Here is a 7955-nt window from a genome sequence, read left to right on the forward strand (position 1 = left end):
ACGACACCAACTAAGACAAGCTCGACAAGGACTTTCAGGCTGTTACCGGGCGTTCAGGCAGTCTTTCAGGGTCGTTGCCGCTGCCTCCAATTCATCCTCCGTATGGGCGGCGGAAATCTGAAAACGGAGCCGGGCTTCGCCTTCGGGCACGACAGGAAAGCCGAACCCGGTGACGAAAATACCCTTATCCAGCAATTCCCCGGCGAGCCGGATCGCGGTCGCGGTTTCGCCGACAATGACCGGAACAACCGCACTGTCCCCTTCAAGCGGGTTAAGCCCGAGATCTTTCAGGCGTGCCCGGAATTTCGCGGCCTTTTCCTGAAGGTCAGAGACCAGGGCGGGATGGCGTTCCAGCAGCTCCAGCGCCTTACTGCCCGCCGCCGCTACACTCGCGGGCAACGCGTTGGAAAAGAGATGCGGGCGGGATTTCTGGATCAGTGTTTCGGTCACTGCCCGGGGTCCGGCAACAAAACCGCCGGTCCCGGCGCCAAGCGCCTTGCCGAGGGTCCCGGTGAAAATATCGATCCCGTCCATGACGCCGAAATGCTCCGCCGTGCCATGGCCGGTTTTGCCCATGACGCCAAGGCCGTGGGAATCATCGAGAACGATAAGTGCGTCATATTTACGGGCCAGTGCGACAATTTGATCGAGCGGCGCGATATCCCCTTCCATGGAGAAGACACCGTCCGTGACGATCAAGCGTGAAGGCGCGTTTTCATGGGCCTGCAGCTTCGCTTCCAGATCCGCCATGTCCGCATGCTTATACACATCGCGGACGACGCCCTTGGCGGTCATGCGGATGCCGTCAATCAGGCTGGCATGGTTGAGCGCATCCGAGAGGATAACGTCATCGGCGGTGGTGATCGCCGCGAACAGCCCGGTATTGGCCGACCAGCAGGAGGAATAGGTCAGTGCCGCCTCGGTGCCGTGAAAACGGGCAAGATCGACCTCCAGCGTCTGATGAACGCTCTGGGTGCCGCAGATAAAACGCACCGACGCCGTGCTCGCGCCATAGCTCAACAGCGCATCGCGGGCGGTCGAGATAATCTCGGGGTGGTTGGCAAATCCGAGATAGTCATTGGAGGAGAGCAAGGTCACCTCGCCCTTCCCCTCAAGCCAGATCTTGTCGCTGATCGGGCTTTCAATGATCTTGAGCTTCTTGTAGGTGCCGTTTTTTTCGGCGGCCTCAAGGTCGTCGTTCAGTCGGGCAATCAAGGTATTGGTCATGCGGATAACCTTTGTTCAATTTGCCGGAAATCAAGCACGATCTTGCCGCAGCTTCCCTCATCCATCAACTCAAACCCGCGATGAAAGTCAATCGCTGGCAGGACATGGGTGATCACCTTGTCCATCAGGTCCGGGTGTTTCAGCATGAAGGCTTCCACCTGATACCAGGTTTCATACATCCGCCGCCCGGTGATGCCGAGCAGGCTGATCCCCTTCATCACTACCTTCGCCCCGAGGTCCAGTTCTACCGGCCCCGAGGGAATACCGAGCAGGGCGACAACGGCCCCCGGCGCGGCTATATCAAGGGCGGCGTTGAGAGCGGCACCGTTGCCGCTGACTTCGAGGATAACCTCGGGTCCGCGACCCTCTGTCAAGGTCAGGATCCGAGCCCGGTTTGCCGGATCACGGGGATCAACAACGAGGTCAAGGCCGAGACTCCGGGCAATGTCGGCGCGGGCTGAATTGGGCTCCTGCACCGTCACGCTACGGGCGCCATGGGCTTTGGCGATGGCGGCCGCGAACAGGCCGATGGGCCCACCACCAACGATCAGCACATGTTTCGCCGTTACCTTCGCCGTTGCCACCATATGCATGGCGTTGCCGACCGGATCGAACACGGCGGCATGGACGTCCGGAATAGCATCCGGCACGCGCCAGAGATTGGCCGCCGGCACCTCGACCTGTTCGGCGAAGGCGCCGGGACGATCGACGCCAATAATACTCGTATTCTCGCAAATATGGGCATTCCCGGTGCGGCAGGCATGGCAGGTGCCGCAGGCGATATGGCATTCTGCCGAGACCCGGTCGCCAAGGGCATAGCCACTGACGCCCTCGCCGATCGCACTGATATGACCGACGAATTCATGGCCGATGACCATGGGGGTCGGTACCCGGCCCGCGGACCAACTATCCCAGTTGTAAATATGGTAATCGGTGCCGCAAATCCCGGCGGCCATGACGTCCACTGTCACCATACCGCGCGCTGGTGTTCCCGGATGCTGGGGGGCGGCCGACCAGATACCGCGGGTCGCTTTGGTCTTGGCAATTGCGAACATGAGATCACCTGTTTTCTCTGGTAATAGGAAAAAAATCCGTTATACTGTATTTAGTAAGATATATCGGATTTAATTCCTGTCAATCGGAAAAATGTCAGATCGCATAAATACCCCACCGGCCGTCGGCAAGACCATTAATCGCCTGCGCAAAGAGAAGCATTTGACCCTCGACCAGCTTGCGGCGGTCTGCGGCGTGTCGAAATCCATGCTCTCACAGATCGAGCGGAACGAGACCAACCCGACCCTTGCCACAGTCTGGCGTCTGGCCGAGGCGCTGGGCGAAACTATTGATGATATTGTCCGCGGTGATGAACCAGGCCACAGCCTGACGGTTGTCGGCGGCGCCTCCGTCCCCGTGCTCAATGACAGCAAGGGACATTACAGCCTCAAGGTTCTCGGTCCCGCCAGCCTCGTCAATGATACGGAATGGTACGAACTTGCCCTGAAACCGGGCGGCGTGATGACTTCAAGCCCACATACGGCGCGCACGACCGAGCATCTCACCGTTCTTGAAGGGGAACTGGAAGTAACGGCCGGCCCCGAATCTGAACGGGTGAGAAAAGGCGAGACCGCCCGCTATACCGCCGACCAGCCGCATGAAATCCGCAATGTCGCCAAATCCGAATCGCGAGCGCTGCTGATGGTCCTGATGGGCAAGCAGATTTAGGCCTCGAACTCGCTTGTCAATGGTCAGAACGAACCTGTCTCGACATCTCCTGTGCGCTTGAAGTTAGCAAAGATCACGCCTAAAGGGGAGATTTTCGATTCTGTGAGTTTAAAGGCCTGGGGCATGGTTCCCTCTGCAAACAGCCGTTTGCCCCCGCCAAGCGTAATCGGGAATATCTTGAGCCATAACTCATCGACAAGATCTTTTGCCAAGAGCGTCTGAATAAAATTACCACTCCCGTGGACCTGTAAATCGGGCCCATCCTGTTCTTTGAGCCTGCAGATTTGCCCGGCGACATCGCCCTTTATAAAGACCGACTTGTTCCACGGATGGTTTTCAATCGTGTTCGATGCGACAAATTTAGTCGCGTTGTTGATGGGCGCGCCGATCTCGTTATTATGATCGGGCCAGTAGCCGGCAAAAATCTCGAATGTCTTTCTGCCCAGCAAAAGATCAAAGGGCCGGTCCATCTGCTCACCCATTACCTGTCCCGAAAACTCGTCAAAATACGGGACGGTCCAGCCCCCGAACCTGAAATCACCACTGACATCCTCGGTTGGCCCGCCGGGGGCCTGCATAACTCCATCAAGAGTGATAAAACTTAAGACTATAATTTTTCTCATTTAAGCCTCCTGCCACCAAATTGCGCCTATTTACAAAATCAGGATCGCCCGAAAGTCATTGACGTTGGTTCGTGTCGGTCCGGTTTTGATGAGATCGCTCACCCCCTCAAACAGGCTGTAACTGTCATGACGGGCAAGATATTGCCGCGCATCCAGTCCCTGCTTCGTCGCCCGCGTGAGACTGTCCGGTGTTATTACCGCCCCGGCGTTATCCTCGGTGCCGTCGATACCATCCGTATCACAGGCGAGGGCGAAAACAGTCTCCATGCCGTCGAGCAGCACGGCGAGGCTTAACAGAAACTCGCAGTTCCGCCCGCCCCGTCCCGGCGTCCCCTCGCTATCCTTTACCGTAACCGTCGTCTCCCCGCCGGAAATCAGCACGCAGGGTTTGGCCCCCGGTTGGTCGAAATATTTTACTTGCCGCGCGATCGCCGCCAAGACACCGGCGACATCCCGCGCCTCCCCCTCGATACTGTCACCAAGGACCAGCGGCGTTATCCCCTGTGTCATGGCATGGGCAGCGGCCGCCTGCAGGGACATTTGCGGAGTGGCGATCATGACAGTCTCGGCACGCGCAAAGGCCGGATGGTCCGGCCCCGGTGTCTCGGAGGCGTCGCTCTTGAGGAACGCCTCGACCGAGGCCGGGATATCGATCTGGTATTTCTGCAAAATCGCGCGGGCATCGGCGGAGTTCGTTCCATCCGGGACTGTCGGGCCCGAGGCAATCACCGCCGGGTCATCGCCCGGCACGTCGGAAATCATCAGGGTGACGATTTTGGCGGGATGCGCCGCCATCGCCAGCCGACCGCCCTTGATCGCCGAGAGATGCTTGCGCACCGTATTCATTTCCGTGATGTTGGCACCAGAGGCAAGCAGTGCCCGGGTCACCGCCTTTTTCTCCTCCAGCGTAATATCGCCGCCCGGTTTTGCCAATAGGGAAGAACCGCCACCGGAAATCAGGCAGAGGACGAGATCGTCTTCGGTGAGCGGCTCCAGCAGCGCAAGGATGTCATTGGCCGCCTGCGCGCCTTCCGCGTCCGGCACCGGGTGCCCCGCCTCGACCACTTTGATATGGTCAAGCGGCAGGCCGTGGCCATAGCGGGTGATAACGAGGCCCATGAGCGCGCCCTGCCAGTTATCCTCAACCGCCTTGGCCATGGAGGCCGCTGCCTTGCCCGCGCCGATGACGATGGTGCGCCCCGGCGGTGGCGGTGGCAGATGTGCGGATAAGGTGACGAGAGGATCGGCCGCGGCAACGGCTTCGTCGAACAGCTGTTTCAGAAAGTCCTGCGGGTCCTGGTCCATCTCATTTCCATTGTTATTGTTTCGCTCTGTTTAAGGGAAAGAGGGAGGAGATGGCTAGGGAAAAATCAATCCGGTCCCGGTATTTCATCCTGATTGCGTTCCTCGGCATGCTGCCGCAACCCATCGGTTATCTCGTAATAGTCCCCCGCAAAATCCGTGAAAATATGCTCGGCGGTTCTCAGGCCGGTGGGCTCATCCAGCGATCCGGCCGCCACATCCACGGTGCCCCCGCTTTCGCGTTTCCAGAACAGGCTCGATCCGCATTTATGGCAAAAGCCCCGGCGACCATCCTTTGACGAAGCATACCAGACAAGCTCGTCCTCACTGACGAATTTCAGGTTTTCAGGCTCGCAGCCGGTAAAGCCGAGCAGATAGCCTGATGTTCTCCGACATTGCTTGCAATGACAGACCACGATGGGGCGCAAGCGCTGATATATTTCATAGCGGACGCCGCCGCAGAGACAGCCACCCGTGGCATGGACTTCACTCATGAGTTTTCTCCCATCAGGCGGCGACAACCTCCACCCGGCAATCGTTGAAACAGGCCCCTTCCGACAAGTCCGCTTTTGAGGCCGGGGCGAGGGCGGAGACCGTCTGGTTGTTGGGCGTGGTCTTGAACCACGAGCCCTTCGGGGAATAGATCACGCCGGGTCGGACATTCGCGGTGATTTTAAGCGGCAGGTAGACCTCGCCTCGATCATTGAATATTTTAATCGGGGCACCATCCTCAAGGCCGCGCGCGGCTGCATCGACGGGATGCATTTCAAGGATCGGTACATCGTCGTTGGCGGTCACCCCACCAAAGGTCGAGGTGATCATCTTGTTGGAGGACGGGGTTACCAGCGAGAGCGGGAATTCATCCTCAACCGGATGGTAGACGGGAATTTCCTGACCAAAGACATCGCGCAAGTAGCTAGACTTGATCTCGACCCTACCCGTCGGCGTCGAGGGCATGACATTGCCGAAGAGCACGGTCTCCCCGGTCGCGGCATCTTCCATGGATAGGGCGGTGCCGAGCGGGATTTCGCTTGGCCGATACCCCTTCAGGCGCGGATCGGCATTGTCGATGGCATCGTCAATCAGGTCCTTGTCGGTAGCCGTAAAGATCGCCTCGTTAAACCCGAAGCGGGCTGCGAGCCGCCTGAAAATCTCCGTATTGGGCAGCGCCTCGCCAACCGGATCGATAACCTTCTCCGCCCGTTGCAGATACGGCTGGCCATAGGCGCAGAAGATATCGTCATGCTCAAAATGGCTGCAGGCGGGCAGGATGATGTCGCAATATTTCATGCTGTCGGTCATGGCGACATCGCAGCCAACAACGAAGATATCCTCACGCGTGAGGCCAGCCTTTGTCACATTCTGGTCCGGCGAGACAACAACCGGGTTATGGTTATAGATAAACAGCCCCTTCAATGGAATATCCAGGTCCTGATCGACCAGATGACGGCCGATATCGATGATATTCAGGGTGCGGGTCCCCTCCGGCACCAGATCGGGACGCTGCAGCTTGGCCAGCGTCTTAGGGAAAAGATTTCCAGAGCCGCCGACGACCCCACCGCCTGCAATTCCGAATTTTCCGGCAAGCGCGGGAAGCGCGAAAATCGCCCGGATACTATTGCCGCCGTTACGGTTGCGCTCAATCCCGTTACCGACGGAAATCGCCGCCGGGCTGCTGTCCTTGTAAAGCTGCGCGAAAGCCTGGATTTCATCCGCCGAAACACCGCAAAGGTCCGCCGACTGCTCGATCGTATATTGGTGCGCCTGCGCCATGAGTTCGTCCGCGCCTTCCACATGCTGATCGATGAAGGCCTGATCAAAGGCGCCGATGCGTTTCAATTCGGCGGCGATGGCGAAGGCGAGGATGATATCCATGCCCGGGCGCACGGCGAGATACATATCGGCCTGCTCGGCGATCTTGATCCGTTTCGGATCGATCACCACCAGCTTGGCGCCATTGGCCTTGGCTTTCTTGATGATCGGCGCCAAATGCAGGTTTGAATAAGTGACGTTATTGCCCCAAACGACGATCAGCTTCGATTTCACGCATTGTTCTGGCTGCATAGCGCCGGCGGTGCCGAAGGTGCCTTTATAAGCCTCCGATTTGACGCCGCCGCAGAGGGCGCGGCGAAACAGCAATGTTGCACCAAGGCGGTGGAAGAAGCGCAAATCCATCGATCCACCCGCCAGCATGCCATGCGGCCCGGCGTAGTTATAGGGCATGATCGCCTGCGGCCCATATTCGTTGATAATCTCGGCGAACGTCTCATGGACAGTATTAAGCGCCTCGTCCCAACTGATCCGTTCGAACGCATCACCGCCTTTTTCCCCGACCCGTTTCAACGGATGTGTCAGGCGGTTCTTGCCATGGACAAATTTAGGATAAAAGCGCGCAACCTTATTGCAGACGACGCCCCCGGTCACCGGGTTGGCATGGGACCCGCGGACTTTCGCGACCTTGCCCTCCTCAACCGTTACCGTCAGGCTGCAGGTATCGGGGCAGTCAAGCGGGCAGACACTGGCACGTTCTATCAACATAAACTTCTCCTCACCATCAAGAATGGTCATAAATCCGTTAGCCTAATATGTCCCAAAACCCGATTCAAACAAAGGGCCAGTTTCATCTCCGGGGCGGTGCCAATTTTATGTTGATGACGGCGCGGGAATAAATAGGATATGGTTAATCGCTATGGTTAATATAAACCGTATATAGGTGGGCAACAGGGGGAGAAACTATGCCAGAATCAAGGACGATCGGGGTCGCCGGGTGCGGGTCTATGGGGCTTCCCATGGCACGAAATCTGCTAAAATCCGGCTTTAAAGTCAGTGGCTATGACGTGCGTCCGGCCTCCGATTTCGGCGATTTCGCCCGCCATCTTTGCAACAGCCCGCAGGAACTGGCGAAAGTCTGCCCCGTCGTCATCTCGGTGGTGCGCGACTGGGCCCAGACGGAAACGCTCTGTTTTGGCAAAGACGGACTGTTTTCAGGGGACTACAGCCCGAAAATCCTGATCATCAGTTCCACCCTGTCGCCAAAAATGATCCATCGCTTGCAGGATCGCCTGCCTGCCGGAACCGAGC

The 7955-nt window shown here is 58.0% G+C and carries 8 protein-coding genes; 2 read left to right on the forward strand and 6 right to left on the reverse strand.

Features of this window, described 5'->3' with window-relative positions:
• Positions 1-42: 42 nt before the first annotated feature.
• Together ACESNI_RS10255 and tdh are read right to left on the reverse strand one after the other, a co-directional pair.
• Complete coding sequence (locus ACESNI_RS10255) at positions 43-1227, reverse strand: glycine C-acetyltransferase (RefSeq protein ID WP_373086525.1); 1185 nt, start codon at positions 1225-1227, stop codon at positions 43-45.
• Positions 1224-2282 (reverse strand): L-threonine 3-dehydrogenase, encoded by a 1059-nt coding sequence (gene tdh, locus ACESNI_RS10260; protein WP_373086526.1) that lies wholly within the window; start codon positions 2280-2282, stop codon positions 1224-1226. The genes ACESNI_RS10255 and tdh overlap by 4 nt, the downstream gene beginning before the upstream one ends.
• A gap of 91 nt (positions 2283-2373) precedes the next feature.
• Here tdh and ACESNI_RS10265 point away from each other — a divergent pair, with 91 nt between their 5' ends.
• Entirely contained in the window at positions 2374-2949 is a 576-nt protein-coding gene (locus tag ACESNI_RS10265; RefSeq protein WP_373086528.1) for a helix-turn-helix domain-containing protein, read from the forward strand.
• Between the two features lie 23 nt (positions 2950-2972).
• On the opposite strand, the gene ACESNI_RS10270 is transcribed toward ACESNI_RS10265, so the two are convergent.
• The 4 genes from ACESNI_RS10270 to ACESNI_RS10285 form a co-directional block, all read right to left on the reverse strand.
• Complete coding sequence (locus ACESNI_RS10270) at positions 2973-3572, reverse strand: dihydrofolate reductase family protein (protein ID WP_373086530.1); 600 nt, start codon at positions 3570-3572, stop codon at positions 2973-2975.
• A gap of 30 nt (positions 3573-3602) precedes the next feature.
• Entirely contained in the window at positions 3603-4877 is a 1275-nt protein-coding gene (locus ACESNI_RS10275) for a glycerate kinase (RefSeq protein ID WP_373086532.1), read from the reverse strand.
• 65 nt (positions 4878-4942) lie between these two features.
• The gene (locus ACESNI_RS10280) at positions 4943-5368 is read right to left on the reverse strand and encodes a GFA family protein (protein ID WP_373086533.1); all 426 of its coding nucleotides are present in this window, start codon (positions 5366-5368) and stop codon (positions 4943-4945) included.
• Positions 5369-5381: 13 nt separating this feature from the next.
• Positions 5382-7412: a molybdopterin-dependent oxidoreductase gene (locus tag ACESNI_RS10285; protein ID WP_373086534.1), complete on the reverse strand. Its 2031-nt coding sequence runs from the start codon at positions 7410-7412 to the stop codon at positions 5382-5384.
• A gap of 197 nt (positions 7413-7609) precedes the next feature.
• Between ACESNI_RS10285 and ACESNI_RS10290 the strand changes: the two genes are divergently transcribed.
• On the forward strand, positions 7610-7955 hold a 346-nt coding region (locus ACESNI_RS10290), incomplete at its 3' end, for an NAD(P)-binding domain-containing protein (protein WP_373086535.1).

The organism is Sneathiella sp., from assembly GCF_041689005.1.
Lineage (GTDB): Bacteria > Pseudomonadota > Alphaproteobacteria > Sneathiellales > Sneathiellaceae > Sneathiella.

Bases quoted from the DNA above. Each gene is read 5' to 3' on its own strand.
- ACESNI_RS10275 (WP_373086532.1), bottom strand. From the start codon at position 4,877: ATGGACCAGGACCCGCAGGACTTTCTGAAACAGCTGTTCGACGAAGCC.
- ACESNI_RS10285 (WP_373086534.1), bottom strand. From the start codon at position 7,412: ATGTTGATAGAACGTGCCAGTGTCTGCCCGCTTGACTGCCCCGATACC.
- ACESNI_RS10265 (WP_373086528.1), top strand. From the start codon at position 2,374: ATGTCAGATCGCATAAATACCCCACCGGCCGTCGGCAAGACCATTAAT.
- ACESNI_RS10255 (WP_373086525.1), bottom strand. From the start codon at position 1,227: ATGACCAATACCTTGATTGCCCGACTGAACGACGACCTTGAGGCCGCC.
- ACESNI_RS10270 (WP_373086530.1), bottom strand. From the start codon at position 3,572: ATGAGAAAAATTATAGTCTTAAGTTTTATCACTCTTGATGGAGTTATG.
- tdh (WP_373086526.1), bottom strand. From the start codon at position 2,282: ATGTTCGCAATTGCCAAGACCAAAGCGACCCGCGGTATCTGGTCGGCC.
- ACESNI_RS10280 (WP_373086533.1), bottom strand. From the start codon at position 5,368: ATGAGTGAAGTCCATGCCACGGGTGGCTGTCTCTGCGGCGGCGTCCGC.